28 protein-coding genes are annotated in these 24,310 nt (G+C 67.8%); 19 read left to right on the forward strand and 9 right to left on the reverse strand.

The genetic code is table 11. The annotated features are described in order from the left end of the window. Positions 1 to 68: 68 nt before the first annotated feature. Both mgtE and A7E77_RS06025 read left to right on the forward strand, forming a co-directional pair. Entirely contained in the window at positions 69 to 1,472 is a 1,404-nt protein-coding gene (gene mgtE / locus A7E77_RS06020) for a magnesium transporter (protein ID WP_063686601.1), read from the forward strand. A gap of 181 nt (positions 1,473 to 1,653) precedes the next feature. After that, complete coding sequence (locus tag A7E77_RS06025; RefSeq protein WP_063686603.1) at positions 1,654 to 2,055, forward strand: DUF1489 family protein; 402 nt, start codon at positions 1,654 to 1,656, stop codon at positions 2,053 to 2,055. A gap of 150 nt (positions 2,056 to 2,205) precedes the next feature. Here A7E77_RS06025 and A7E77_RS06030 read toward each other — a convergent pair whose 3' ends face one another. Then, complete coding sequence (locus tag A7E77_RS06030) at positions 2,206 to 3,087, reverse strand: iron-containing redox enzyme family protein (RefSeq protein WP_063686606.1); 882 nt, start codon at positions 3,085 to 3,087, stop codon at positions 2,206 to 2,208. 180 nt (positions 3,088 to 3,267) lie between these two features. On the opposite strand from A7E77_RS06030, the gene A7E77_RS06035 reads away from it, so the two are divergent. The 7 genes from A7E77_RS06035 to A7E77_RS06060 all read left to right on the forward strand — a co-directional run bounded on the left by A7E77_RS06035 (position 3,268) and on the right by A7E77_RS06060 (position 7,459). After that, a complete protein-coding gene (locus A7E77_RS06035) occupies positions 3,268 to 4,170 on the forward strand; it encodes a heme o synthase (RefSeq protein WP_017980208.1) in 903 nt (300 codons plus the stop codon). Then, on the forward strand, positions 4,167 to 4,301 hold the full coding sequence (locus A7E77_RS18455; RefSeq protein WP_017980209.1) for a hypothetical protein: 135 nt from the start codon (positions 4,167 to 4,169) through the stop codon (positions 4,299 to 4,301). Before A7E77_RS06035 ends, A7E77_RS18455 begins: the two co-directional genes overlap by 4 nt. Positions 4,302 to 4,348: 47 nt before the next feature. Continuing rightward, positions 4,349 to 4,882: a cytochrome c oxidase assembly protein gene (locus A7E77_RS06040; RefSeq protein ID WP_264177020.1), complete on the forward strand. Its 534-nt coding sequence runs from the start codon at positions 4,349 to 4,351 to the stop codon at positions 4,880 to 4,882. Positions 4,883 to 4,999: 117 nt separating this feature from the next. Further along, positions 5,000 to 5,932, forward strand: coding sequence for a cytochrome c oxidase subunit 3 (locus A7E77_RS06045; RefSeq protein ID WP_017980211.1), 933 nt, complete (start codon positions 5,000 to 5,002; stop codon positions 5,930 to 5,932). 19 nt (positions 5,933 to 5,951) lie between these two features. Next, positions 5,952 to 6,350, forward strand: coding sequence for a DUF983 domain-containing protein (locus A7E77_RS06050; protein ID WP_063686610.1), 399 nt, complete (start codon positions 5,952 to 5,954; stop codon positions 6,348 to 6,350). Beyond that, positions 6,347 to 6,943, forward strand: a complete 597-nt coding sequence (locus A7E77_RS06055) for an SURF1 family cytochrome oxidase biogenesis protein (protein WP_063686612.1) — start codon at positions 6,347 to 6,349, stop codon at positions 6,941 to 6,943. Before A7E77_RS06050 ends, A7E77_RS06055 begins: the two co-directional genes overlap by 4 nt. An 84-nt stretch (positions 6,944 to 7,027) precedes the next feature. After that, a complete protein-coding gene (locus A7E77_RS06060; protein ID WP_063686614.1) occupies positions 7,028 to 7,459 on the forward strand; it encodes a hypothetical protein in 432 nt (143 codons plus the stop codon). A 45-nt stretch (positions 7,460 to 7,504) separates the two neighbouring features. Here the strand turns inward: A7E77_RS06060 and A7E77_RS06065 are convergent, their stop codons facing one another. Continuing rightward, positions 7,505 to 7,996, reverse strand: coding sequence for a MarR family winged helix-turn-helix transcriptional regulator (locus A7E77_RS06065; protein ID WP_017980215.1), 492 nt, complete (start codon positions 7,994 to 7,996; stop codon positions 7,505 to 7,507). Positions 7,997 to 8,155: 159 nt separating this feature from the next. Next, positions 8,156 to 8,716: a DUF1993 family protein gene (locus tag A7E77_RS06070; RefSeq protein ID WP_063686616.1), complete on the reverse strand. Its 561-nt coding sequence runs from the start codon at positions 8,714 to 8,716 to the stop codon at positions 8,156 to 8,158. A gap of 725 nt (positions 8,717 to 9,441) precedes the next feature. Here A7E77_RS06070 and thrC point away from each other — a divergent pair. The 3 genes from thrC (at position 9,442) to A7E77_RS06085 (ending at position 12,037) form a co-directional block, all read left to right on the forward strand. Next, positions 9,442 to 10,833, forward strand: a complete 1,392-nt coding sequence (thrC, locus tag A7E77_RS06075) for a threonine synthase (protein ID WP_063686618.1) — start codon at positions 9,442 to 9,444, stop codon at positions 10,831 to 10,833. After that, complete coding sequence (locus tag A7E77_RS06080; RefSeq protein ID WP_063686620.1) at positions 10,830 to 11,699, forward strand: class I SAM-dependent methyltransferase; 870 nt, start codon at positions 10,830 to 10,832, stop codon at positions 11,697 to 11,699. The genes thrC and A7E77_RS06080 overlap by 4 nt, the downstream gene beginning before the upstream one ends. A 134-nt stretch (positions 11,700 to 11,833) precedes the next feature. After that, positions 11,834 to 12,037 (forward strand): hypothetical protein, encoded by a 204-nt coding sequence (locus A7E77_RS06085; RefSeq protein ID WP_043061132.1) that lies wholly within the window; start codon positions 11,834 to 11,836, stop codon positions 12,035 to 12,037. A gap of 7 nt (positions 12,038 to 12,044) precedes the next feature. Here A7E77_RS06085 and A7E77_RS06090 read toward each other — a convergent pair whose 3' ends face one another. Genes A7E77_RS06090 through A7E77_RS06100 form a run of 3 tightly spaced genes read right to left on the reverse strand, consistent with a single transcriptional unit; the run spans position 12,045 to position 13,674 of the window. Further along, a complete protein-coding gene (locus A7E77_RS06090) occupies positions 12,045 to 12,686 on the reverse strand; it encodes a heme exporter protein CcmB (protein ID WP_063686622.1) in 642 nt (213 codons plus the stop codon). Then, on the reverse strand, positions 12,686 to 13,240 hold the full coding sequence (ccmA, locus tag A7E77_RS06095) for a heme ABC exporter ATP-binding protein CcmA (protein ID WP_063686624.1): 555 nt from the start codon (positions 13,238 to 13,240) through the stop codon (positions 12,686 to 12,688). Before ccmA ends, A7E77_RS06090 begins: the two co-directional genes overlap by 1 nt. Continuing rightward, positions 13,237 to 13,674: a metallopeptidase family protein gene (locus A7E77_RS06100; RefSeq protein WP_063686626.1), complete on the reverse strand. Its 438-nt coding sequence runs from the start codon at positions 13,672 to 13,674 to the stop codon at positions 13,237 to 13,239. The genes ccmA and A7E77_RS06100 overlap by 4 nt, the downstream gene beginning before the upstream one ends. A gap of 35 nt (positions 13,675 to 13,709) precedes the next feature. On the opposite strand from A7E77_RS06100, the gene A7E77_RS06105 reads away from it, so the two are divergent. Further along, positions 13,710 to 14,003: a 4a-hydroxytetrahydrobiopterin dehydratase gene (locus tag A7E77_RS06105; protein WP_063686628.1), complete on the forward strand. Its 294-nt coding sequence runs from the start codon at positions 13,710 to 13,712 to the stop codon at positions 14,001 to 14,003. A 135-nt stretch (positions 14,004 to 14,138) separates the two neighbouring features. Here A7E77_RS06105 and A7E77_RS06110 read toward each other — a convergent pair whose 3' ends face one another. Next, on the reverse strand, positions 14,139 to 14,927 hold the full coding sequence (locus tag A7E77_RS06110; protein WP_063686630.1) for an SDR family oxidoreductase: 789 nt from the start codon (positions 14,925 to 14,927) through the stop codon (positions 14,139 to 14,141). Positions 14,928 to 14,978: 51 nt separating this feature from the next. Between A7E77_RS06110 and A7E77_RS06115 the strand changes: the two genes are divergently transcribed. Together A7E77_RS06115 and A7E77_RS06120 are read left to right on the forward strand one after the other, a co-directional pair. After that, positions 14,979 to 15,731, forward strand: coding sequence for an ATP-binding cassette domain-containing protein (locus tag A7E77_RS06115; RefSeq protein WP_063686632.1), 753 nt, complete (start codon positions 14,979 to 14,981; stop codon positions 15,729 to 15,731). Then, positions 15,728 to 17,263 (forward strand): ABC transporter permease/substrate-binding protein, encoded by a 1,536-nt coding sequence (locus tag A7E77_RS06120; RefSeq protein ID WP_063686634.1) that lies wholly within the window; start codon positions 15,728 to 15,730, stop codon positions 17,261 to 17,263. The genes A7E77_RS06115 and A7E77_RS06120 overlap by 4 nt, the downstream gene beginning before the upstream one ends. Here A7E77_RS06120 and A7E77_RS06125 read toward each other — a convergent pair. Both A7E77_RS06125 and A7E77_RS06130 read right to left on the reverse strand, forming a co-directional pair. Then, a complete protein-coding gene (locus tag A7E77_RS06125) occupies positions 17,260 to 19,914 on the reverse strand; it encodes a hypothetical protein (RefSeq protein ID WP_063686636.1) in 2,655 nt (884 codons plus the stop codon). The two genes, A7E77_RS06120 and A7E77_RS06125, sit on opposite strands and share 4 nt — an antisense overlap. A gap of 122 nt (positions 19,915 to 20,036) precedes the next feature. Next, positions 20,037 to 20,510: a MarR family winged helix-turn-helix transcriptional regulator gene (locus A7E77_RS06130; protein WP_172436182.1), complete on the reverse strand. Its 474-nt coding sequence runs from the start codon at positions 20,508 to 20,510 to the stop codon at positions 20,037 to 20,039. A gap of 81 nt (positions 20,511 to 20,591) precedes the next feature. On the opposite strand from A7E77_RS06130, the gene hppD reads away from it, so the two are divergent. The 4 genes from hppD (at position 20,592) to A7E77_RS06150 (ending at position 24,274) form a co-directional block, all read left to right on the forward strand. After that, the gene (hppD, locus tag A7E77_RS06135) at positions 20,592 to 21,677 is read left to right on the forward strand and encodes a 4-hydroxyphenylpyruvate dioxygenase (protein WP_063686638.1); all 1,086 of its coding nucleotides are present in this window, start codon (positions 20,592 to 20,594) and stop codon (positions 21,675 to 21,677) included. Positions 21,678 to 21,984: 307 nt separating this feature from the next. After that, a complete protein-coding gene (hmgA, locus tag A7E77_RS06140; RefSeq protein ID WP_063686640.1) occupies positions 21,985 to 23,295 on the forward strand; it encodes a homogentisate 1,2-dioxygenase in 1,311 nt (436 codons plus the stop codon). Beyond that, entirely contained in the window at positions 23,292 to 23,921 is a 630-nt protein-coding gene (gene maiA / locus A7E77_RS06145) for a maleylacetoacetate isomerase (protein WP_063686642.1), read from the forward strand. Before hmgA ends, maiA begins: the two co-directional genes overlap by 4 nt. Further along, positions 23,918 to 24,274, forward strand: a complete 357-nt coding sequence (locus tag A7E77_RS06150; RefSeq protein WP_063686644.1) for a Rieske (2Fe-2S) protein — start codon at positions 23,918 to 23,920, stop codon at positions 24,272 to 24,274. The genes maiA and A7E77_RS06150 overlap by 4 nt, the downstream gene beginning before the upstream one ends. Positions 24,275 to 24,310 lie beyond the last annotated feature (36 nt).

The following is a 24,310-nucleotide window of genomic DNA, read 5'->3' on the forward strand; positions in this document are numbered from 1 at the left end:
TCGTGCCGCAGCGCGGTAGACGCCCCCGATTGCACCACGACACGATTGCAGCACGGACGGAGGCAGCGATGAGCGATACCGAGCTTCCCGAGATGCTGGCCCCCGAACAGGACGAGCTGGACGAGGACGATCGCTTGCGTCCCGAATTCGTCGATGCGGTGCTGGATGCGGTGCGCGCGGGCGACGACGAGGAAGCGCGCGCGCTGGTCGAACCGCTGCACCCGGCCGACATCGCCGACCTGTTCGAACTGACCCCGCATGAGGATCGCGCCGGCCTCGCCCGCGCGCTGAAGGACTTGCTCGACGGCGACGTCTTCGCCGAGATGAACGATTACGTCCGCGAGGACCTGATCGACGCGCTGACCCCGACCGAGGTCGCCGACATCGCGAGCGAGCTCGACACCGACGACGCGGTCGCGATCATCGAGGATCTGGAGGAAGCCGACCAGCGCGCCGTGCTGCGTGCGCTCGACCCCGACGATCGCGCCGCGATCGAAGAGGCGCTGTCCTACCCGGAGGAAACCGCCGGCCGCCTGATGCAGCGCGAGCTGATCGCGGTGCCCGATCACTGGACCGTCGGCGACGTCATCGACTTCCTGCGCCACCACGAAGAGCTGACCACCGACTTCTGGGAGATCTTCGTCGTCGATGCCGGCCACCACCCGGTCGGCACGTGCCAGCTGTCGTGGATCCTGCGCACGCCGCGCAGCATCGCGATCGGCGACGTGATGAAGCGCGAACAGACGCTGATCCCGGTCGACATGGATCAGGAAGAAGTCGCGCTCCGCTTCCAAAAATACGCGCTCATCAGCGCCGCGGTGGTCGATGCGTCCGATCGGCTGGTCGGCATGATCACCGTCGACGATATTGTTCACATCATTCAGCAGGAGGCGGGCGAGGACGCGCTCCGCCTGTCCGGCGCCGGCGAAGGCGACATCAACGAACCCATCCGCTTCACCGTGCGCACGCGCATCGCGTGGCTGGTGGTGAATCTGGGTGCGACGATGCTGTCGGCCTCGGTCGTCGGCCTGTTCCAGGGCGAGATCGCCCGCTTTGCCCTGCTCGCCGCGCTGATGCCGATCGTGTCGGCGCTGGGCGGCAATGCCGGTACGCAGACGCTCGCCGTCGTCGTCCGCGCGCTCGCGACCAACCAGCTCACCAGCTCGAACACGGTGCGCATGCTGGCGCGCGAATTCCAGATCGCGCTGTGCAACGGCGGCGCGCTCGGCCTGGTCGGCGCGGTCGGCAGCTATGTGATCCTCGGCAACCTGCAATTGTCGATCGTGTTCGCGATCGCGATGGTCATCAACTCGATCGTCGCCGGCCTCGTCGGCGTCATCGTGCCGGTGGCGCTCGACAAGGCCAATGTCGATCCGGCGGTGTCGTCGGCGGTGTTCGTGACGACCGCGACCGACGTGATGGGGTTCTTTTCGTTCCTGGGGCTGGCGTCGCTCTGGGGGCTGGGCGGGTAAAGACGCGACATCTGCCCAACACACGTCACTCTAACGCAGGCTGGGGTCTCAAGCGACTCTTGTCGCACGCTAACTCATGGAGATCCCAGCCTTCGCTGCGATGACGGCGGGGTCAGCTAGAACGCATCGAACCGACGACGAGCCTTGCGGGCACCACACCCCCCACCCACATCGCGCGGCCATGCTGCATCTCACCAAAGTGGCCTTCGGCGCGACGAGCGTCGATCATCTCGCCGATCGCCTGACGCAGCGTGCCGCGGACGGCCCGGTATTCCTGACCACGCGCTATCTGCCCAAGCGGCACGAGGAGGTGGCCGGGCAGGGTTCCTTATTCTGGATCATCAAGCACCAGCTCGTCGCACGTTCACCGATCCTCGGCTTCGGCGAGGCGGAGGGCGGCCGCGTCGCGATCCATATCGATCCCGCTCTGGTGCTGGTACAGGCGCGGCCGAAGCGCGCCCATCAGGGTTGGCGCTATTTGGAAGCGGCGGATGCGCCGGCGGACCTGGGCGGGGACACCGACGGTCTTTCGCTGATGCCGCCCGCGCTCATCGGACGACTGGCAGACCTCGCGCTGATTTAAGACTCTGCGACCGCCCTAGCCACCCCGTCACCCCGGACTTGGTCCGGGGTCCACTCCGCGGCGAGGGGGATGGTTTGAGCCTCTTGCCACCCCCTTGCGGCCCGGTGGACCCCGGACCAAGTCCGGGGTGACGGTTACGTTAGGCGACCTTCACCCCATCAACACCGCACGATACGCCTCGAAACACCGCTCGCCGCACTTCAACCGGATCAGAGCACCCTCCGCCATCGCGGTCGCGCGGCGCGGGTCTTCCTCCACCGCCGGGCGGATCGCCTCGCGGTTCCAATCCTCGCTGTGCTTGATGTCGAGCACCGCGTGCAGATCGAAATAGCGCCGCTCCTTGTCGGAAAAGCCCAGCCGCCGCAGCCCCTTGGCGGTCGCCGCCGAGCGATCCGGCGCGGTCAGCTCGATCACGCCGAGCGCCCCCACCGACTGCCACGCATAACGCCGGTTGGTCGCCATCGCGGTCATCGCATTGGCCAGCGCCAGGCTCTGCCACAAGGTGTTCTCGATCACCGGGTTTACCGCCAGTGTCTCGACCAGCGCGTCCAGCATCGGCCCGTGCATGCCCTTGGCATTGCCCCGGCCCATTTCGTCCCAATAATTGCGCGCCAGCTCCAGCTTGGGCAGCGTCGGCAGCTTCACCTGCGTCATCGCGACGAGATCGTCGAACCCCGCCTCGCCCGCCGCTTCCTGTTCGAAGAACCAGCGCAACTGGTCGAGGTTCGCCTGCTCCGCCAGCCACGGGAACAGCGCATCGTGCTGCCCTGGCCCGCTCGCCTTCAGCCCCTCAAACCAGGCGATGAAGCCCTCGACGTCGGTCGGCGCTGCGGCAGCCTCCTCAGTCACCTCCGCGCGCAATTCCTCCAGGAAGCCGCCCTCCAGCCGCTGCATGCGCACGTCGCGGTCCAGCGTGCGCTGCCAGTCGTTAGTCGGGAAGCCCGGCTCCAGCCGCTCGCGGTTCCAATGGGCGAGGCCGCGTTGGAAGCTGTCGGTCAGGAATTGCGACGCCGGAATACCGGCGTCGATCATACGGGTTGCCACTGCTTCATCCCCTCGAACCTGTGCCGCCGTACGGGCGGCCTAATAGGTCAGGCTAACCGCCTGTTTCCGCTATCGTTCCCGCCATTCCGGGGGTGCTTGACCTGGATCAGCACGATACGTGCGTCACCCTTCCCCAACCCCCGCGCTACGGGTATAGCCGGGCCGATCATGACCGCCGCGACGCCCCTTTTGCCGCCAGCCGACTGGCGCGATTTCCTCGCGCTCACCAAGCCGCGCGTGATGACGCTCGTCGTGTTCACCGGCCTGTGCGGCATGCTGGCGGCGCCGGTGGGCGTGCATCCGGTGATCGGCTTCACCGCGATCCTGTGCATCGCACTGGGCGCCGGCGCGGCAGGCGCTCTCAACCAATGGTATGAGGCGGACCTCGACGCCAAGATGCGCCGCACGCAGAAGCGGCCGCTGCCCGATGGCCGGATGGACCGTCAGTCGGCGCTGCACTTCGGCGTCGGCCTTGCCGCCTTCTCGGTCATCTTGATGTATTTCGCGGTCAATCTGGCCGCCGCGGCGATCCTGACCGTCTCAATCCTGTTCTACGTTTTGATCTACACCGTCTGGCTGAAGCGCCGGACGCCGCAGAACATCGTGATCGGCGGCGCGGCCGGCGCCTTTCCCCCGCTGATCGGCTGGGCGGCGGCGACGGGGCATGTCGCCTTGCTCCCCGTGCTGCTGTTCGGCCTCGTGTTCCTGTGGACGCCGCCGCATTTCTGGGCGCTCGCGCTGTTCGTGAAGACCGATTACGCCAATGCCGGCGTGCCGATGCTGCCCGTCGTCGCGGGCGAGCGCACGACGCGCCGCCAGATCGGCCTGTACACCATCCCGATGGCGCTCGCGGCGCTGCTGCCCTGGCCGCTCGGCCTGACCGGCGCGATCTACGGCGTGGTCGCCACCGTCACGACTTTGGTGTTCGCCGCCCTCGCGCTGATCGTCGCCACGCGCACGACGCAGCCCGATGATAACATGAAGCCCGAAAAGCGCCTGTTCAGCTATTCGATCCTCTACCTCTTCGTGGTGTTCGGCGCATTGGTCGTCGACCGCTGGGTGCTGCCATGATGACTCCTGACGACCAAGACCTGATCCGCGCGCGCCAGCAATCGCGGGCACGCGTGATGGCGCTGCTGCTCGGCGCGTTCGTGATCCTCGTCTTCGCCATTGCGATCGTGAAGATCCGCGAGGGCATGTGACCGGGGCGGCGACCGATCCCGGCACCCGCCGCCAGCTGCGCACCGCGATGCTGGCGGTGCTCGGCATCTGCGTGATGACCGGTGTCGCCTGGGCCAGCGTGCCGCTCTACCGCCTGTTCTGTCAGGTGACCGGCCTCAACGGCACGACGCAGCGCGCGCTCGAGGCGCCCGGCGCGGTCAACAAGCTGATCCGCATCGATTTCGACAGCAACGTCGCCCCCGGCATGAAGTGGCGCTTCCGCCCCGAAGCGGGATCCGAGACGGTGAAGATCGGCGCGCGCGACATGGCGTTCTTCACCGCGACAAACCTCGACACCAAGCCCATCACCGGCACCGCGACGTTTAACGTCACGCCCAGCCAGGCTGGCAAATATTTCACCAAGATCCAGTGTTTCTGCTTCACGCAGCAGACGCTGAAGCCCGGCGAGACGCAGCGGATGCCGGTCATCTTCTTCGTCGATCCCAAGATCATGGACGACCCCGACGCGTCGGACGTCGAGACGATCACGCTGTCTTACACCTTCTATCCCGCCGATGCCGGCAAGACCCCCGGCCGGGCGCAGACGGGTTCGGAATCCTGATCCACCGCCCCGCGTCCCTCGCCGAACGCTAAAATCGTCGCCGCCACGACCTTGTTCTAGGGGCGTTTGGGCCTTAGGGTCCTGCCCCAAAGAGGATAAGAGAACAGGGACCTGACCATGGCCGGCGCCAAGAATCACGACTATCACATTCTGCCACCCAGCATCTGGCCCCTGTTCGGATCGCTCTCGGCGCTGGTGATGGCGAGCGGCGCGATCATGTGGATGCACGGCGGCCATCTGGCGGCCGACAAGGCCAATGGCGGCGGCTGGATCTTCTTCGCCGGCCTCGCGGGCGTGCTGTTCACGATGTACAGCTGGTGGGCGGACGTGGTGCGCGAGGCGCATCATGGCGATCATACCCCCGTCGTCCAGCTCCACTTCCGCTACGGCATGATCCTGTTCATCGCCTCCGAAGTCATGTTCTTCGTCGGCTGGTTCTGGGCATTCTTCGACTTCAGCCTGTTCCCGACCGCCATGGCCTTCGTCGACGGCCAGGTGGAGCGCGCGGCCGAAGGCGCTGCGGCGATCGCCGCGCAATGGCCGCCCAAGGGCCTGACCGTCATCAACGCCTTCGAGCTTCCCCTGCTCAACACGCTGATCCTGCTGACCAGCGGCACCACCGTCACCTGGGCGCATCACGCGCTGATCCACAACCAGCGCGGCGGCGAGAAGCGTGGCCTGTGGGGCATGCTGGGCGTCGGCGACCGTGACGGCGTGCTGAAGGGCCTGTGGCTGACGGTCGCGCTGGGCGTGCTGTTCAGCAGCATCCAGGCGTATGAATACATGCACGCGCCCTTCCCGTTCAAGGGCATCAACTATGGCGCCGCCTTCTTCATGGCGACCGGCTTCCACGGCTTTCACGTGCTGATCGGCACGATCTTCCTGATCGTCTGCCTGATCCGCGCCTATAAGGGCGACTTCACGCCGCGCCAGCATTTCGGCTTCGAAGCCGCCGCCTGGTACTGGCATTTCGTCGACGTGGTGTGGCTGTTCCTGTTCGTCACCATCTACGTCTGGGGCGGCTGGGGCGCACCGGTTCACGGCGGCTGATAAGGTTGACGGGCGTCGCATGACCGATCCGACGCCCATATCCTCGCCTGCGATTGCCGAGGTCGCGTTGAAGGGGCTGTGTCCGCGTTGCGGCCGGCCCCTTTTGTTTGCCGGCTGGGTCAAGTTCGCGGATCGCTGTTCGGGCTGTGGCCTGGATTTCACGCGCTTCAACGTCGGGGACGGGCCAGCCGCCTTCCTGACGTTGATCCTGGGCGCATTGGTCGTCGCCGGCGCGATCACGCTCGAACTGACGCTGCATCCACCGCTGTGGCTGCACATGCTGATCTGGATTCCCGTCACCGCGGCGGGCGTGATCTGGTCGCTGCGCGTCGCCAAGGCCGCGCTGCTCGCCGCCGAATATAGGAACGCCGCGCGCGAAGGCCGCATCGACGAGTCCCGCAGCGACCCCATCCCATGAAGCGCATTCCCCTGATCCCCACCATCGTCGTCGCGCTCGCGGTGGCCGCGATGATCGGCCTCGGCCTCTGGCAGCTGCTCGACCGCGCGCCGAAGAAGGAGGCGTATCTCGCGCAGCTCGCCGCCAATCCGGCCAAGCCGCCGATCGCCTTCCCGCGCTTTCCCGACGATCGCCTGCTGTTCCGCCGCGCTTCGGGCCTGTGCGTTCGCGTCACCGGCCAGCGGCTCGCCGGGGCGGGCAAGGCCGGCTTCCGCCTGATCGCGGACTGCGCGACGGGCGCGGAGGGGCCGGGCATGCTCGTCCAGCTCGGCACCACCACCGACCCCGCCTACAAGGGCAGCTGGACCGGCGGCCCGGTGACAGGCTTCATCAGCCATGCGCCCGACGCCCGCTCGTTGATCGGGTCGCTGTTCGACCATACGCCGCAGCGGCTGATGCTGGTCGCCGATCGCCCCGCCCCCGGCCTCGCCGCCAACGGCCAGCCCGATCTGTCGTCGGTGCCGAACAACCATCTGTCCTACGCCGTCCAGTGGTTCCTCTTCGCCGCCATCGCCGCGACGATCTACACGCTGGCGCTGCGCCGGCGACGGTAGTCGCGTGCTGTCTTGTACACGACCCACCCCGCCCGACCGGCGGGGTTTTTTGTGCCAGTCGGGCCTGACGAAAAACGCCCTACCATGATGATATCGACGGACGCGGCCATCGCCCGCATCGCTTTGGGCGTAATCGATCGCGCATTACCCAAGCGCGACTGGACGCACGCCGCGCACTTTGCCGCCGCGCTGTGGCTGTATCGCCATCGTCCCGACCTGGCCACGCCGCAGGGCATGCGGACGCTGATCTCGCGCTACAATGACGCGACGCTCACCGCCAACACCGATAGCAGCGGCTACCATCACACCATCACCTGCGCGTCGATGCGGGCCGTAGCGCATCATCTGGAGCGTCATGAGAAGGACGCACCGCTGCATCGCGTGCTCACCGCGCTCATGGCATCGCGGCCGGGCAACCCGGAGTGGCTGCTGGATCACTGGCATCGCGATACGCTGCTCAGCGTGGCCGCGCGTCGCGACTGGGTCGAACCCGATCAGCAGCCCCTGCCCTTTTGAGGCCGGAACGGGGCGGCGGGCGTGGCGCACCGCCGCCCCACGCCCTCACCCCGCGTGGAACGCCTTGAACTGCGCCTGCGCGTCGTCGCTCATCAGATTCTGCATCATCGTCCAATAGCCGCTGACCGCCTCTTCGCCCGAAGCGGCATAGGCGCGGCTCATATTGGCATGTAGCCCGCTGAACAGGCGACGCTCCAGATCTTCACCCGCCGGCGTCAGACGCAGCAGGCGCTGGCGGCGATCCGCCTCGCCCGGGCGCTGTTCGATCAGGCCGTTGTCGATCAGCGCGCCAAGCACGCGGCCCAGCGACTGTTTGGTCACGCCCAAGAGCCCCAGCAATTCGCCCACCGACAGATTGGGTCGCCGCCCGACGAAATACAGGCAGCGATGATGCGCCCGGCCCAGCCCCATGGCGGTCAGTTCGGCATCGGAATGGCGCAGGTGCGATTTGTGCGCAAACAGCAACAGGTCCATCCCCCCACGGATCACGTCGTCGCGCAGAAACTGGGCGGGGGGCGGCTTGATCGGTTCCGGCATAATGCGTGGTTCGTCCCTCGGTTCACGACGAGCTTGTCGTTGCTGTCATGACGACACGGAACGTCAGCATCCTCACCCGAAACTGGCGGATACTGTCCAAAAAAATGCAATCAATTGCTCATTCTGGCAGATTAGGTCTGTGACGGAGTACAAACCTACTCATCCGGGCATCGTGCCGGGGCGCAGATAGGCGAACATGTGCGCGACATAATCCGCCTTGCCCAGCGCCGCTCCCTCGGCCCGCAGGATCGCATAGGCGGTCATGACGTGGAAATAGAACTGCGGGATCGCCCAGTCGCGGGCATATTGCTCCGCGCTGAGATCGAAGATCATGCCCTGCGGCAGCGCATGCGCGATCGCGCGCGCCGGATCGACCGCGGGCATCGTCCCCGCCGCGCCCTCGACCATCGCGATCGTCTCGGCGATCCGCGCCTGCGCGTCCGCCAGCGTCCCCGGCGCCTCGGCCGCGCCGCGTCCCTCGGCGAGCAACGTCTGCACCGCATCGGGCAGCGGCGCGTCGCGCAGCCGGGCGACGCCCTCATAGGCCTGCACGCAGGCGAAGCGCACCTGCGTCGCCAGCGGGAACATGTCCGGCGCCAGCCGCGCAGTCAGCAGCCCATCCCCACCATCCTCCCGCCCCGCGCCCGCCTTTTCGAGCCACGCGGACAGCGCGCGCAGCATCTGGGCATAGGTCGGCAGCAACAAGTCGGGGAGGGTCATGGGATAGCGCCTCGATAACGAACGGGATGGCCGATCGTCTAACCCGCCCACCGGGCCGGCGCCAATCGCCCCTTCGACTATCATGCCCCCTACAACAGCATGAAAGTCCGGTGTCGCGCCAAGGCGCGGGAGGGTTTCGCGACAAGGCGAAGTCAATCACTTACCCACCAGGACGGATCGACATTCCTTCACGCGAAGACGCGAAGACGCAAAGGAAAGACCGGTCACGCGGAGGCGCGCAGGACGCGGAGGTGTCTCGTGCGCCGCGGCGCACTGTTCTTATCTCGGCCGGAGGAAAACAGCCCACCGACGCGGCAGGCGCAACCCCTCTGCGTCCTCCGCGCCTCCGCGTGAACAACCCTCTTCTTCTTCGCGTCTTCGCGTCTTCGCGTGAACCACCAACACGATGCATGGCGACCCGGCGCAGCGAGACTGCGGACCCGCCGACGCCGCGCGGCCCCGCCGCCATCGCCCGTCTGTCCTACACGCCGCCGATCCGCTATGCCGGCAGCATGTCCGACCGTCGCTTTGCCGCCCCCGTGCCCTCCGGCACCGGGCCGGTGGGTGATTTCGACATCGACGTACCGTCCACTTCGTCCACTTCCGCGCCCGAATCGCCGCGAATCGGCACGCCGCCGCCGCGTTCGCACGCCGATAGTCCAGCCGCACCACGCCCAAGAAAACCCGCCGTTGCCCCGTCGCGCCCACGCCGCTACCCAGCCGCAATGCGCTACGTCAGCACCCGCGGGGCCGCCCCCGCCCTCGATTTCCGCGACGTCACCCTCGCCGGCCTGGCGTCGGACGGCGGCCTGTACCTGCCCGACGCGTGGCCGAGCTTCACGCGCGAACAGATCGCGGACCTCGCCGGCCTGTCCTATGTCGATACCGCGGTCGCGGTGATGACGCCCTTCATCGGCGATGCGCTGACGCCGGCCGAGCTGAAAGAGCTCTGCACCCAGGCCTATGGCCGTTTCGCGCATGCCGCGGTCACGCCGCTCGTCCAGCTCGACCACGACCAGTGGCTGCTCGAACTGTTCCACGGCCCGACGCTGGCGTTCAAGGACGTGGCGTTGCAACTGCTCGGCCTGCTGTTCGAACGCTTCCTCAAGGGCAGCAGCGACCATCTGACCATCGTCGGCGCGACCAGCGGCGACACCGGATCGGCGGCGATCGATGCGCTGGCGGGGCGTGCCGGCGTCGATATCTTCATGCTTCACCCGCATGGCCGGGTCAGCGACGTGCAGCGCCGCCAGATGACGACGGTGCTCGCCCCCAACGTCCATAACATCGCGATCGACGGCGACTTCGACACCGCGCAGGCGCTGGTGAAGGCGATGTTCAACGATCCCGGTTTCTCCGGGCGTTTCCATTTGTCCGCGGTCAATTCGATCAACTGGGCGCGGCTGATGGCGCAGGTGGTCTATTATTTCTACGCCGCGGTCCGCCTCGGCGCGCCCGACCGCGCCGTCGCCTTCTCGGTGCCGACCGGCAATTTCGGCGACGTCTTCGCTGGCTATGTCGCGGCGAAGATGGGCCTGCCGGTCGCGAAGCTGATCGTCGCGACCAACGTCAACGACATCCTGCACCGCGCGCTGTCGGCAGGCGATTACAGCAAGGGCATCGTCCAGCAGACGCCGACGCCGTCGATGGACATCCAGGTCAGCTCCAATTTCGAACGCCTGCTGTTCGACCTCGGCGGTCGCGACGGCGCCGCGCTGGCCGACCAGATGCGCGGCTTCGAATCGAGCGGTGCGATGCGGCTCAGCAATGCGCAGCAGACCGGTGCGTCGCTGTTCGCGAGCGCCCGCGTCGATCTGGACGACATGACGCTGGCGATGCGCTGGGCGCATGACGCGGCGGGCCAGATCATCGACCCACACACCGCCATTGCCCTCGCCGCCGCGCGCGCGCAGGCGGGCGATGCGCCGATGGTGACGCTCGCCACCGCCCACCCCGCCAAGTTCGGCGATGCGGTGGAGCGTGCGACCGGCCAGCGCCCCGCACTGCCCGCGCGCGTCGGCGACCTTTTCGATCGCGAAGAGCGTTGCGCTCACCTGCCCGGCACGTTCGAGGCGGTGACGGCCTATATCGCCGAGCGCGCGCGCCCCCGCGCATGACGCTCCAGACGCTGATCGGCGAACCCTGGGCCGACTATGGCTTGGTCGATTCGGGGAACGGCCGCAAGCTGGAGCGGTACGGCCGCTTCCGCTTCATCCGCCCCGAACCGCAGGCGATGTGGGCACCCGCGTCAGAGAATTGGAAGGCGCAGGGCGAGTTCCTGCCCGCCAGCGACGAGGACGGCGGCGGTCGCTGGGTCTTTGCCGAACCCGTGCCGCGCGAAGGCTGGCCGCTGAAGTGGAACGAGGTGCGCTTCACCGCGCAGACCACGCCCTTCCGCCATCTGGGCTTCTTCCCCGACATGGCGCCGGTGTGGAGCTGGATGCGCGAACAGGTCGCGGACATGGACCAGCCCGAATGCATGAATCTGTTCGGCTATACCGGCGTCGGCACGCTCGCGATGGCAACGGCGGGTGCCAAGATGGTGCATGTCGATGCTTCCAAGAAATCGGTCGAGGCCGCGCGCGCCAATGCGGCCTTGTCGGGGATGAGCGATGCGCCGGTGCGCTGGATTATCGACGATGCGGCGAAATTCGTCGCGCGCGAGGTGCGCCGCAACCGCCGCTACGACGGCATCCTGCTCGATCCGCCCAAATACGGCCGCGGGCCGGAGGGCGAAGTGTGGCGGCTGGAGGAAGACCTGCCCCGCCTGCTCGCCGATTGCCGCCGCCTGCTCGATGCCGACAGCCGCTTCCTGTTCCTCACCGTCTATGCCGTGCGCATGTCGGCGCTGGCACTGCAGGAACTGATGCGCCAGCTGTTCGCCGATCTGCCGGGCAAGGTGGAAGCGGGCGAGCTCGGCGTGCGCGAAGAGGCCCGCGGCCTGACGCTGCCGACCGCAATCTGGGCGCGCTGGAGCCGCTAGCGCCTCGTCTCACCGCCCGAAATGCGTCGCCCCAACGCCATGGTGCGACGCAGCAAGAAAACGTAACGGAACGCTCGTCGATCAGAAGACTTGATAAGCCTATATCTCGGCTTCGGCAGACAGAGAGGCTTATCATGCAGCTTGACGACGATATCGCCAAGACCAATACCGACGACAGCCCTCCCAATCCGCTGTGGGGCAGACTAGCGCTGCTGATGTTCGGCCTGACGGTACTGGCATTTCTGACCGCGATCGACCGACCCGAATGGTTTCACTTGAAACCGGCAACCGGAACTGCGGCGGCGATGGTCTATGCATCGGACAATAACCAGGGCTGATCTTGCCTTAGTCCATCCCTGCTCGGATCGCCGCGGCGGCGATCCAGGGGGCGCCCGCCGTCAGCAACAGGCTGACCGCGCCGAGCAGCTTCAACGCCCCCACCCCAGTGTCGAGCGATCCCGCGCCGAAGATCAGCAGCGGGATCGCGAGCGGCAGCATGACGAGGCCTGCGACCCCACCCCCTCCGCGCAGGCCCGTCACCAACGCCGATGTCGCGACTGCCAGAGCGGCGAGGCCCGGCGTCCCCACCAGCAATCCCGCCTCGACGCGCAGCAGTGTCGCGGCCGGCAGATCGAACAGGCCGGCCGCGATCACCGCCGCCAGCATCAACGGCGGCGCGAAGCCCAGCCAGTGCGCGACCGTCTTGGCGAAGGCGACCAGCGCCAGCGGCACGCCCCGCACCGCATATTGATCGATCACCCCCGCCTCGACGTCGGGCGCGACCAGCCGCTCGACCGGCAGCAGCGCCGCAAGCAGTGCCGCCGCCCAGATCACCCCACCGCCGATCCGCCCGATCAACGCCGCATCCGGCCCGACCGCAAAGGGAAACAGTGTGGCGACGAGCAGGAAAAAGGCGACCGGCCACAGCAACCCGCCGCCCGTCCACGCCCGCCGCAGGTCGCGCAGGATGATCCCGGACACACGCATCAGCCCAGCGCCAGCATCTGCGCGCCCGGTAGCGCCAGCGGCAGATGCGTCGCCACCACCGCAATGCCGCCCTTCGCGCGATGGTCCGCGACCGCCGCCTCCAGCAACGCGATCCCCGCCCCGTCCAGTCCGTTCGCCGGCTCATCCAGCAGCCAGACCGGTGCCTCTGCTCCGATGACCCGCGCCAATCCCGCGCGGCGCCGCTGCCCGGTCGACAGCAGCCGCACCGGCACCGCGGCCGCCTCTGCCAGTCCCACCGCCGCCAGCGCCGCCTCCGTCCGCGCGCCGATCCAATAGCGCAGCGCCAGCGCCAGCGGCCGCTCCGGGTCCAACGCATGCGCCTCGCTCAGCAAGGCGACGTCACCCTCCCGCGTCACCACGCCCTCGACGGGCCGCAGCAGGCCGGCAGCGATGCGGATCAGGCTCGACTTGCCGACGCCGTTGGGGCCGGTGACGCACAAGGCCCCGCCCGCCGCCAGCGCAAAGCCGATTCCTGCGAACAGCAACCGCCCGCCGCGCTGACAGCCAACATCCTCGAACCGCAGGACGCTCAATCCGCGGCCGCCTCTTCCAGCGCATGCATGTCGTCGTCGGACAGGCCGAAATGATGGCCGATCTCATGGATCGTCACATGGCGGACGAGATCGTCGAGCCGCACGCCCGTCTCCATCCATTCGGCCAGGATCGCCTGGCGATACAGATGGATGCGATCGGGCAGCGCCCCCGATTCCATCGACGATTTCTCGCCGATCGGTCGCCCGTGATACAGACCGGTCAGATCGAGCGGGTGGTCGAGGCCGAGCGCGGCGAGCGTCTCGTCATCCGCCTCTTCCTCGACGATCAGGACGACATCGCCCAGATGTTGCGCGAACGCCGCGGGCAGCCGCGCGATCGTGTCGCGGGCGATCCCCTCGATCGCGTCGGCGTCCGGCGCCGGGCCAAAAGCATCTTGCCTATAAGATTCTTGCAGCGCCATGATAACGGCCATACCCCGGCGCCACGCCCTCCAGCAAGGAAGACCGGATGATCGAGGCTCTCAGCGAAACCGACCGCGCCGATGCGCTCGATGGCCTGCCCGAATGGGATTATGACGAGGCCCGCGACGCGATCACGCGCAGCCTGGTGTTCGCCGATTTCGTCGAGGCGTTCGGCTTCATGACGCAGGTCGCGCTGATGGCGGAAAAGGCGAACCACCATCCCGAATGGAAGAACGTCTACAACCGCGTCGAAATCCTGCTGACCACCCATGACGCCGGCGGCCTCAGCCACCGCGACATCGAGATGGCCGAGGCGATCGACGCGATCGTCGACGAATAGCCGCAACGCATTTCCCATCCTCCGTCACCCCGGCCGAAGAGCCGGGGTCCCGCTTCTTCTATCACGCGGTGAAAAGCGGGACCTCGGGTCAAGCCCGGGGTGACGGAAAGGATGCGCAGCGCGCTACCGCAACCATCAGCGCATCGACCGCCGCATCCGCTTGCGCAGCGAGCCCGGCATCCAGCGCGCGGCGAAGCGCATCCGCTCCGCGGTCTTGCCGACATAGGTGTGGACCGCGTCGCCATGCACCGCCTTCCACGCGGCTTCCGCGACCACGTCGACCGGCGTCAGCTCCAGTCCCGCGCCGGTCACGCTCTCACGGATGGTGCGGTTGCTGCCTGAGGATACGCCGTTCAGCAGCGGCGTTTCGATGAAGCTCGGCAGCAGGCAGCGCACCTTGATGCCCTCCGCCGACCATTCGCCATCCAGCGCCTCGCTCAATCCCCGCACCCCGAACTTGGTGGCCGAATAGGTCGCGAGGCCCGACGAGCCATAGATACCCGACGCCGACGAGGTGTTGAGCAGCACCGACCCCGGCGTCCGTGCCAGATACGCATGCCCGATCCGCGCACCGTTCAGCACGCCGGTAAAGTTGATCGCCACCGTCCGGTCGATCTCGTCGAAGCTCGCGGTCGCGATCGGCCCGCCCGTGCCGATGCCGGCATTGTTGAACAAGACGTCGAGCCGCCCACCGCTGACGCGCGTGAAGCCGTCGAGGCTCGCCGTCCACGCATCGCGATCGCGTACGTCCATCACATAGCTCTGGTGCCCCTCGCCCGGCAGCGCCGCCAGCGTCTCGGCGAGGCCGCCCGCATTGACGTCGGCCACGCCGACCAGCCAGCCGCGGCTCGCGAACAGCCGCCCGACCGCGCGGCCGATACCCGATCCGCCACCGGTGATGAAGATCGCCTTCCGCTCGCCCATCTTGCTCTCCCTATTAGACTTTGCATCAGGCATCCCGCATCGTCGGCCCCGATGCCAGCAGAATCGCTCCGCTTCGATGCCGTGACCAAGAGGTTCGACGACACGGTCGCGGTCGATGGCGTTTCGGCGACGATCCCCGCGGGTCAGTTCGTCGCGCTCGTCGGCGCGTCCGGCTCCGGCAAGTCGACCTTGCTCAAGACCGTCAATCGTCTGGTCGAGCCGAGCGACGGCCGCGTCCTGATCGACGATGCCGACGTCGCCACCCGCCCCGCGCCGGCGCTGCGACGGAGCATCGGCTATGTCTTCCAATCGATCGGCCTATTCCCGCACATGACCGTCGCGGAGAATATCGCAATCGGCCCGCGCATCGCCGGCGGGCCGCCCGTCGACGTGCCTGCGCTGCTCGACCTCGTCGCCTTGCCGCGCGAACTCGCCGGCCGCAGGCCCGACGCACTGTCGGGCGGCCAGCGACAGCGCGTCGCCATTGCCCGTGCCCTTGCGCCGGGTGCCAAATTGCTGCTGCTCGACGAAGCGTTCGGTGCGCTCGACCCGGTGACGCGCGATGCGCTGGGGCAGGAGATTCGCGCGCTGCACGATCGGCTCGGCCTCACCACGATCCTCGTCACGCACGACATGGCCGAAGCCTTGCTGCTCGCCGACCGCGTGCTGGTGTTGCAGGCGGGCAGGCTCGTCGCGGATGCCACCCCCGCACAGCTGCTGCGCGGCGAAGGCGGCGAGACCGCACAGGCGCTGGTCGCGGTGCCGCGCGATCAGGCCGAACGGCTGCGCGAGATGGCACGATGAACGCCCTCGTCGCCGCGCTTGGCCGCGTGCCGCCGCTGCTTGCCCAGCACGTCCTGCTGTCGGCAGCGGCGCTGGCGCTCGGCATCGCGATCAGCCTGCCGCTCGCCATCCTTGCTGCACGCCGTCCACGAATCGGCACCGCGATCCTGGGGATCGCCAGCCTGATCCAGACGATCCCGGCGCTGGCCCTGCTCGCGCTCTTCTACCCGTTGCTGCTGTGGCTGTCGGGGGTGGTCGGCGGCGGTATCCCCGCGCTCGGCTTCCTGCCGTCGCTGATCGCGCTGACGCTCTACGCGCTGCTGCCGATCATCCGCAACGGAGTCGCCGGCCTCGTCGGCATCGACCCCGCCGTCACCCAGGCGGCGGACGCGGTCGGCATGACGCCCGCGCAAAAGCTGCGCCTGGTCGAAGCGCCGCTCGCGTTGCCGGTGCTGGTCGCCGGCATCCGCACCGCCGCGGTGTGGACGATCGGCGCGGCGACGCTCTCGACGACGGTCGGCCAGCCCAGCCTCGGCGACATGATCTTCGCAGGTCTTCAGACGCAGAACTGGGCGCTGGTGCTGGCGGGCTGCATCGCCGCCGCCGGGCTGGCGCTCGTCACGGACGCGCTCATCGGCCTGATCGAGCGCGGCATCGCGCACCGCCGCCGGCCACTTTGGATCGCCGCGCTGATCGCGCTCGTCGCCGGCCTCGCGCTCGCCACCGCGCCGCTGTGGCAACGCAATGACACGAAGGTCGTGACGATCGGGGCCAAGAACTTCTCCGAACAATATATTCTCGCCCGGCTGATCGGCGACCGGCTGGAGCGCGCCGGCTATAGCGTCCGCTATCGCGACGGCCTCGGCTCGGCGGTGGTCTATGGCGCGCTCGCCGGCAACGATGTCGACGTCTACGTCGATTATGCCGGTACGCTGTGGAACGGCCAGATGCACCGCAGCGACGTGCCCGATCGCCGCGCGATGGTCGCCGCGATCGGCCGCTGGGCACAGGCCAGCAGCGGCGTACGCCTGATCGGCCCCCTGGGCTTCGAAAACGCTTATGCCTTCGCGATGCGGGGAGCGGACGCCAAGGCGCGGGGGATCACCAGCCTGACCGACCTCGTCGCCGCCGCGCCCTCACTCAAGCTTGGCAGCGACCTCGAATTCCTCGAACGGCCCGAATGGGCGGCGGTGCGGCGCGCCTATCCGTTGCGCTTCGCTGCGGCCAAATCCTACGCGCCGACCTTCATGTACCGCGCATTGGCGAGCGGCGAGGCGGACGTGATTTCCGCCTTCTCCTCGGATGGCCGGATCGCCGCGGACGGGCTGACCGTCCTGACCGACCCGAAGCACGCCATCCCCAGCTACGACGCGCTGCTGCTGGTCGCCCCGCGCCGCGCGAAGGACGCCGCGTTCGTCGCGGCACTCCAGCCGCTGGTCGGCCGCATCCCGGTGACCGCGATGCGCGAGGCGAACTATCGCGTCGACCGGGACGCCGACAAGCAGACCCCCGACCAGGCGGCGGACTGGCTCGCCCGCCGGCTGGGCCTTTAGAAGAACAGCTTGCGCAACGACAGCCGCACCGTCCGCCCGATCGGGTCCTGATAATCCGGCTGGTAGCTGATCGGCGTCACCCCGGTCGCGTCGGTCACGCGCTGGCGACTGTTGAAGATGTTGCTGACCGAGAAGGTGACGCGGGTGCCGCGGATCCACGGATGCGCCTTCACCAGACTGAGCTGCTGTCCCAGATCGGCAAAGACACGCAGGTCTGCGGTTGCGAGGCCCGAGAAGTTGAGCGTCTGCGGGTTCGCCGCGGTGCCGCCGTTCACCCGCGTGCCGGTGGCGTAATTGGCCGACAGGCGCACGCCGATGCCATTGTTGGAATAGCCGGCCTGCCCCTGGAATTCGTGACGCGGCTGGCCACCGTTCGACCCCAGCGTATCGCCGTTGAGCAGGTCGAGCACCGGTCCGCCGTTGGCGATCGTCCGCCGTTCGACCAGATGCCAGGTGTGATAGAAGGCGAATTGGACGCGACCGCCACCGGCGCCGCCACGTCCCCCGAACCCACCACCGCCGAAGCCGCGACCGCCGCCGCCCGGACCACCGAAGCCGCCGCGCGGCCGGTCGCCACCATCGGCTTGCTGGTTCGGGCGCACTCCGGAACCGTCAGCCGCCTGCCCGCTGGTCCCCTGCGTCGCAGCCTGATCGCCGCCCGCCGGTGGGGCGCCTCCGCCCCCACCCGAACCGGCGCCGTCACCGCCGCCGCCGCGCCGCCGTCCGTCCGCACCCGGGAATCGCAGGCCGGCGAACGGATTGGGTCCGGTGCCGGCGCGGAACGCCTCGATCTGCTTTTGAACCTTCGACTTGATCGGCTTGGAGAAATTGATCCCCCAGCGGAATTCCGAGCTTTCGGATCGGGCGAAGTTGATCGGCCGCGTGTCGAGCCGGGTCAGTTCGCCGTCCGCATCGCGAGTGAAGCGATCGGGGAAGGCCGCCTCGATCACCGCGGTCGGCGACGGGAAGCCCTGGATCGGGTTGCGCGTATCCTGCTTCGTATAATTGCCGATGATCGTCAGGTCGGTCTGGTCGAGCGGCCTGAGCGTCACGCCGAGCTTCGTCACCCGCCGGCTGCTGTCGCGCAAGCCCGGGTTGCCGCCGCTGATCGTCGTCACCGTCACCGTCTGGCCCTGCACATAGTCGAAGACGCGTACGTTCGGCGTCACGACCGTCGGGTTGCCCAGCTGCTGCGCGGTCGGCGCGACGTCCTGCTGGTTGATCGACCCGATGACGCGGATCGCGTTGATCGGCGCCCAGTTCACGCCATAGCCATAGGCGGTCAGCGTGCCGAAGTCGGACAGCTGGTTGACCGCCGCATTGCCGTTAATCGACAGATTACCGAGGAACGGCAGCACGGCGCGCGATTTGCTGGCGATCGGCAGGTCGATGTTGACGCGCGCATTCGCCTGATCGCGCGAGACCCGGCCACCACTGACCAGGCCGGCGCGCAGCGAGTTGCTGGTGAACTGGCTGGTCTGCGCGCCGACGCGCACCGCCGTCGTCACGTCGCCCGCAGGCAGCGTGAACAACGGTCCGTTGACCAGCGCCTCCAGATCGCCGGCATTGGACACCGAATGCGCGCGGTTGGTGCCGCGGCCGGCGACCGTGTCACCGATCGTGCGCGTATCGGCGCGGTCGAACGATCCCGTCACCGTCCACAGCCAGCGCGGGCTCAGCCGCCCGTTGAAGCTGGTGCCGAGGTGGCCGGTGACACCGTTGGTGTGCTGGCGCAGCGGATCGGCGCCGATCGGTGCGCCCGTGCCGTCGAGCGGCAGGCCGAACTGGCCGGTGCTCTGCGTCGCCGCGATTTCGCCGTTGATCGAGGCGTTGATGTCCTCGCCGATCGTCTTGGCATAGGTGGCGTTGGTGCCGAAGCTGCGGCTGAACGGCACCAATGTGCGATACGGCCGCTGGTCGAAATTGTTGGTCTGGCCCTCGGTCGACGCGGCGGTGATGTCGCGCTCCGATTCGGTCAGCGCCGACGTCTGCTGATATTTACTGTGGATGTTCAGCCGCGCGCCCTGGCGGATGGTGAGCAGGTCCAACTCGCCCTGCGGCGTGTTGCTGCCGCCTTCGGTCGCACCCTTGTCGGCCAGCTCGACCGTCGTCGCGCGGAAGCGGCGGCGCAGCACGAAATTCACCACCTTCTGATCGGCGGTATAGCCGTATTTCAGCGCGACCTCTTCGGGCAGGATATCGACGCGCAGGATCGCCTCGGTCGGGATGTCGCGGATTTCCTGGAAGCCCGAAATGCGATGCCCGTCGAGCAGCACCACCGGCGGTCCGCCCGCGCCGCTCTGCGTCTGCGGCCCCAATTCGGTGAGCAGGTCGGACACGCTGCTGACGCCATAACTGCGCACGTCGGCGGGGCTCAGCGTCTGTTCGGCGGGAATGTCGCCGACGACGGAGCCCACCGGCTTGCGGCCGGTAACGACGATATCGCCCTCTTCGCTGTCCTCTTCCGCCGGGGCGGCGGGTGCCGCCGCCGGGGTCATCGGTGCGGCCTGGACGGTCGCTGCCGCGGGGGCAGGCGACGTCGGATTCGGCGTCGGAGCGGGCGCGGGGGCCTGCGCGGGCGCCGGCACCTCTTGCGCCAGCGCCATCGCCGGCCAGCTTGCCGCCACCATCATCGCCGCAACGATCCGCATGATTCGCTTGTCCCTCTTACCCGCCGCCATCCCTGTGGCGACCGGCCGGCGCGTAAACGCCAATTGTCGCACGAATGTGCCAGAGCGGTGTCCGTGATGTGGGAACGCGCTGCAGGATGCGATCAGGTGTCGAGCGCCAGCGTCACCGCCTCGACCCGGCGCAGCATCTCCATAAACCGCGCGACGTCGTCGGCGGGGAATTGCGAAAAGATACGGCTTTCCAGGTCCAGCGCCTTGGGTGCCACTACCGCATATAGGTCGCGCCCGGCATCGGTCAGGTCGAGCAGGTGCGACCGCCGGTCCTCCGGATTGCCGCGCCGGTCGAGCAATCCCCGGTCGACCAGCGCGATCGCCGCGCGGCTGACCGTCACCTTGTCCATCCGCGTGGCCCGGCCAATCGCCTGCTGCGTGATGCCGCCCGTTTCCGCGATCACCGCGATCAGCCGCCATTCCGGAATCGTCAGCCCGAACAGCGCCTCATAGGTCCGCGCGATCGAATCGCTGACCAGGTTGGACGTCACCGACAGCCGGTACGGAATAAAATCGGCCAAAACCAATGATGGCGCGGGCGACGAGGCTGGGCATGGGTCGGCCATGCCGCATTCGTATCAGTTGACACCAGTTTGGCAATGTCGCAGGTTTGGTAACGGATGATACCATCTCGGAAGGCCAGACTGATGACCGATGCCGCCCAGACCGACGACCATATCGACGTTAACCCGATGGGGCTCGACGGCTTCGAATTCTGCGAATTCACCTCGCCCGATCCGGATGCGCTGGCCAAGCAGTTCGAGGCGTTGGGCTTCGTCCCCGCCTCGACGCACAAGACGCGCGCCATCACCCGTTACAAGCAGGGCCGCATCAACCTCCTGATCAACCGCGAAGACAGCGGCCACGCCGCCGACTTCCGCGCGGCGCACGGCCCGTCGGCGAGCGCGATGGCGTTCCGGGTGCAGGACGCCCAGGCTGCCTATGACGCGGCGATCGCGCGCGGCGCCAAGCCCGCCCCCGCCGGCCAGTCGCTCGACGGCATTCCGGCGCTGGAAGGCATCGGCGGTTCGCTGCTGTACCTCGTCGATCGCCATGGCGCCGACGGCAGCGTCTACGACGATTGGGATCAGGTGCCCGGCGCGGCGGAGGCGGAAGCCGAAAACAACGTCGGCCTCGACCTGCTCGACCATCTGACGCACAACGTGCGCCGCGGCCAGATGCGCACCTGGTCGGCCTTTTACGGCCAGATCTTCGGCTTCGAAGAGCAGAAGTATTTCGACATCAAGGGCAAGGCGACCGGCCTGTTCAGCCAGGCGATGATCGCCCCCGATCGCGCGATCCGCATCCCCTTGAACGAGAGCCAGGACGACAAGAGTCAGATCGAGGAATTCATCCGCGATTATAACGGCGAAGGCATCCAGCACCTCGCGCTGACCACCGACGACATCTACAGCACCGTCGAAAAGCTGCGCGCGCGCGGCGTCAAGCTGCAGGACACGATCGAGACCTATTACGAACTCGTCGACAAGCGCGTGCCCGGCCATGGCGAAGACCTGGAACGCCTGCGAAAGAACCGCATCCTGATCGACGGCAACGTCGGCGAGGAAGGCCTGCTGCTCCAGATCTTCACCGAGACGATGGTCGGACCGATCTTCTTCGAGATCATCCAGCGAAAGGGCAATGAGGGCTTCGGCAACGGCAATTTCCAGGCGCTGTATGAGTCGATTGAACTCGACCAGATCCGTCGCGGCGTCATCACGGTCGACGCCTGACCAAGAACGAAGCGCAGCTTCGTTCGCGGTGCGGCGCGAAAGCGCCGCCGTCGACCGGCCGGCACGGCACGCCGGGACATAGGGCCCGGCTTCGCCGGGTCCGACGTCACGGCGGATGGCGGAGCACCAGTCCCTCTCCCATCGGGAGAGGGAGGGAGCCGGCGAAGCCGGCGGAAGGGTGAGGGCGAGGCGCAATGCGGTTGCCGTCCCGCGCCGCCCTCACCCCGCGCTCGCTAACGCGAGCTTGCCCCTCTCCCGGTGGGAGAGGGGATTGGGGGTGGTGGAAACAGGAGAGGACGCCAGAACAATGACCGACCACCACCCCCGCAGCGACTATATCCCGGGCTTCGGCAACCATATCGCGACCGAGGCCGTCCCCGGCGCGCTCCCGATCGGCCGCAATTCGCCGCAGCGCCCCGCCTTCGGTCTTTACGCCGAACAGCTCAGCGGCACCGCCTTCACCGCGCCGCGCCATGAGAATCGCCGCTCGTGGCTGTACCGCATGCGCCCAACCGCGGAGCATCCGCCCTATACCCGCTACGACGGCGCAGAGCGCTTCGCTCCCGGCACCGACGACGCGCCGCTCGCGCCCAACCGCCTGCGCTGGAACCCGATCGCCGACGCAGCGCCGGGCACCGACCTGATCGACGGCATGACGACGATGCTCGCCAACCGGCATCCGGCGGACCTCGAAGGCGTCGCCATGCACGTCTACGCCGCCAATGCCGACATGAGCGCCCGCGTCTTCATGGATGCCGACGGCGAGCTGCTGTTCGTGCCCCAGGCCGGCCGCCTGCAGCTGTTGACCGAACTCGGCCGCCTCGACGTCGCGCCCGGCCAGATCGCATTGATCCCCCGCGGCGTCCGCTTCCGCGCGCTGCTGCCTGACGGCGCGGCACGCGGCTATGTCTGCGAAAATCACGGCAGCCTGTTCCGCCTGCCCGATTTGGGCCCGATCGGCGCCAACGGCCTCGCCAACCCGCGCGATTTCGAAACGCCCGTCGCCTGGTTCGAGGATCGCGACGAGCCGACCGAGGTGATCCAGAAGTTCATGGGATCGCTGTGGACGATGACGCTCGATCACAGCCCACTCGACGTGGTGGCCTGGCACGGCAATCTCGCCCCATGGCGCTACGACCTGTCGCGCTTCAATACGATCAACACGGTCAGCTTCGACCATCCCGATCCGTCGATCTTCACCGTCCTCACCTCACCCAGCGACGTGCCCGGCCGCGCCAATGCGGACTTCGTGATCTTCCCCCCGCGCTGGATGGTGGCGGAGGACACGTTCCGCCCGCCCTGGTTCCACCGCAATGTGATGAGCGAGGCGATGGGCCTCATCACCGGCGCCTATGACGCCAAGGCGGACGGTTTCTCGCCCGGCGGTATCTCGCTGCACAATCTGATGGCGGGCCACGGCCCCGATGTCGCGAGCTGGCAGGGCGCGTCGGCGGCGGAGTTGAAGCCGCACAAGATCGACGGCACGATGGCCTTCATGCTGGAAAGTTGCTGGCCCTATCGCCCGACGACATACGCGCTCGAACACGCCCAGCTCGATTACGACGCGGTGTGGAACGACTTTCCGAAGGCCCAGCTGCCCAAGGACCCAACGGCGTGATCCTGCACGGTTACTGGCGCTCGGGCGCCGCCTATCGCGTGCGGATCGCGTTGGCGCTGAAGGGCATCGCCTACGAACAGGTCAACCACGACCTGCGCACCGGCGGCCACACCGATCCCGATTATGCCGCGCTCAACCCGCAGCGGCTGGTGCCCGCGCTGGAGGTCGACGGCCTGATCCTGACGCAGAGCGTTGCGATCCTCGAATGGCTGGAGGATCGCTTCCCCACCCCCGCCCTGCTGCCTGCCGATGCCAACGGCCGCGCCATCGTCCGCGCGATGGTCGCGACGATCGCCACCGACGTCCACCCGCTCCACAATCTGCGCACGCTGAAGGCACTGCGCCAGGATTTCGGTGCGAGCGATACGCAGGTCAACGCCTGGATGGGGCATTGGATGGGCCTGGGGTTCGCCGCGTTCGAGGCGCTTGCAGAGCGTCACGGCGGCACCTTCTGCTACGGCGAGACCCCCACGCTCGCCGATTGTATCGCGGTCCCCGCGCTCTATTCGGCCGAGCGGTTCGGCGTGGACACCACGCCCTACCCGCGCATGGTCGCCGCCGCCGCGCGCACCGCGGATCTGGCGGAAGCCGCCCACCCCAGCCGCCAGCCCGACGCGGACGCGTGAGCGAACGCCTCTCCACCACTCCCGCCGGCGTCGCGCTCGCCCCGCTGACCGACATCGCCGACGGCAAGGCGCGCAACTTCGTGCTCCAGATGCGCGCCGGCCGCTTCCACGGTTTCGTTGTGCGGCAGGGCGATGGCGTCGTCGGCTATGTCGACCGCTGCCCACATGCCGGCGTGCCGCTGACCCAGACGCTCGACGACTATCTCACCCCCGCGGGCGACCTCATCGCCTGCAACTGGCATGGTGCGCTGTTCACGATTGCGGAGGGCCGCTGCGTCGGCGGCCCCTGCGTCGGCCAGCATCTGACGGCGTGGCCCGTCACCGTCGTCGACGGGATCGTCACCACCGCGTGATCCGCGCCCCAATCCATGCTACGCCTCGTCGCTTCG

The organism is Sphingomonas sp. NIC1 (assembly GCF_001638925.1).
Lineage (GTDB): Bacteria > Pseudomonadota > Alphaproteobacteria > Sphingomonadales > Sphingomonadaceae > Sphingomonas > Sphingomonas aquatilis.

Bases quoted from the DNA above. Each gene is read 5' to 3' on its own strand.
- thrC (WP_063686618.1), top strand. From the start codon at position 9,442: ATGCGCTACGTCAGCACCCGCGGGGCCGCCCCCGCCCTCGATTTCCGC.
- A7E77_RS06035 (WP_017980208.1), top strand. From the start codon at position 3,268: ATGACCGCCGCGACGCCCCTTTTGCCGCCAGCCGACTGGCGCGATTTC.
- A7E77_RS06100 (WP_063686626.1), bottom strand. From the start codon at position 13,674: ATGGCCGTTATCATGGCGCTGCAAGAATCTTATAGGCAAGATGCTTTT.
- A7E77_RS06055 (WP_063686612.1), top strand. From the start codon at position 6,347: ATGAAGCGCATTCCCCTGATCCCCACCATCGTCGTCGCGCTCGCGGTG.
- A7E77_RS06050 (WP_063686610.1), top strand. From the start codon at position 5,952: ATGACCGATCCGACGCCCATATCCTCGCCTGCGATTGCCGAGGTCGCG.
- A7E77_RS06110 (WP_063686630.1), bottom strand. From the start codon at position 14,927: ATGGGCGAGCGGAAGGCGATCTTCATCACCGGTGGCGGATCGGGTATC.
- hmgA (WP_063686640.1), top strand. From the start codon at position 21,985: ATGACCGACCACCACCCCCGCAGCGACTATATCCCGGGCTTCGGCAAC.
- A7E77_RS06130 (WP_172436182.1), bottom strand. From the start codon at position 20,510: ATGGCCGACCCATGCCCAGCCTCGTCGCCCGCGCCATCATTGGTTTTG.
- A7E77_RS06060 (WP_063686614.1), top strand. From the start codon at position 7,028: ATGATGATATCGACGGACGCGGCCATCGCCCGCATCGCTTTGGGCGTA.
- A7E77_RS06090 (WP_063686622.1), bottom strand. From the start codon at position 12,686: ATGCGTGTGTCCGGGATCATCCTGCGCGACCTGCGGCGGGCGTGGACG.
- A7E77_RS06030 (WP_063686606.1), bottom strand. From the start codon at position 3,087: ATGATCGACGCCGGTATTCCGGCGTCGCAATTCCTGACCGACAGCTTC.
- hppD (WP_063686638.1), top strand. From the start codon at position 20,592: ATGACCGATGCCGCCCAGACCGACGACCATATCGACGTTAACCCGATG.
- A7E77_RS06115 (WP_063686632.1), top strand. From the start codon at position 14,979: ATGCCAGCAGAATCGCTCCGCTTCGATGCCGTGACCAAGAGGTTCGAC.
- A7E77_RS06025 (WP_063686603.1), top strand. From the start codon at position 1,654: ATGCTGCATCTCACCAAAGTGGCCTTCGGCGCGACGAGCGTCGATCAT.
- A7E77_RS06045 (WP_017980211.1), top strand. From the start codon at position 5,000: ATGGCCGGCGCCAAGAATCACGACTATCACATTCTGCCACCCAGCATC.
- A7E77_RS06085 (WP_043061132.1), top strand. From the start codon at position 11,834: ATGCAGCTTGACGACGATATCGCCAAGACCAATACCGACGACAGCCCT.
- A7E77_RS06105 (WP_063686628.1), top strand. From the start codon at position 13,710: ATGATCGAGGCTCTCAGCGAAACCGACCGCGCCGATGCGCTCGATGGC.
- A7E77_RS06120 (WP_063686634.1), top strand. From the start codon at position 15,728: ATGAACGCCCTCGTCGCCGCGCTTGGCCGCGTGCCGCCGCTGCTTGCC.
- mgtE (WP_063686601.1), top strand. From the start codon at position 69: ATGAGCGATACCGAGCTTCCCGAGATGCTGGCCCCCGAACAGGACGAG.
- A7E77_RS06070 (WP_063686616.1), bottom strand. From the start codon at position 8,716: ATGACCCTCCCCGACTTGTTGCTGCCGACCTATGCCCAGATGCTGCGC.
- A7E77_RS06125 (WP_063686636.1), bottom strand. From the start codon at position 19,914: ATGCGGATCGTTGCGGCGATGATGGTGGCGGCAAGCTGGCCGGCGATG.
- A7E77_RS06040 (WP_264177020.1), top strand. From the start codon at position 4,349: ATGCTGGCGGTGCTCGGCATCTGCGTGATGACCGGTGTCGCCTGGGCC.
- A7E77_RS18455 (WP_017980209.1), top strand. From the start codon at position 4,167: ATGATGACTCCTGACGACCAAGACCTGATCCGCGCGCGCCAGCAATCG.
- A7E77_RS06080 (WP_063686620.1), top strand. From the start codon at position 10,830: ATGACGCTCCAGACGCTGATCGGCGAACCCTGGGCCGACTATGGCTTG.
- A7E77_RS06065 (WP_017980215.1), bottom strand. From the start codon at position 7,996: ATGCCGGAACCGATCAAGCCGCCCCCCGCCCAGTTTCTGCGCGACGAC.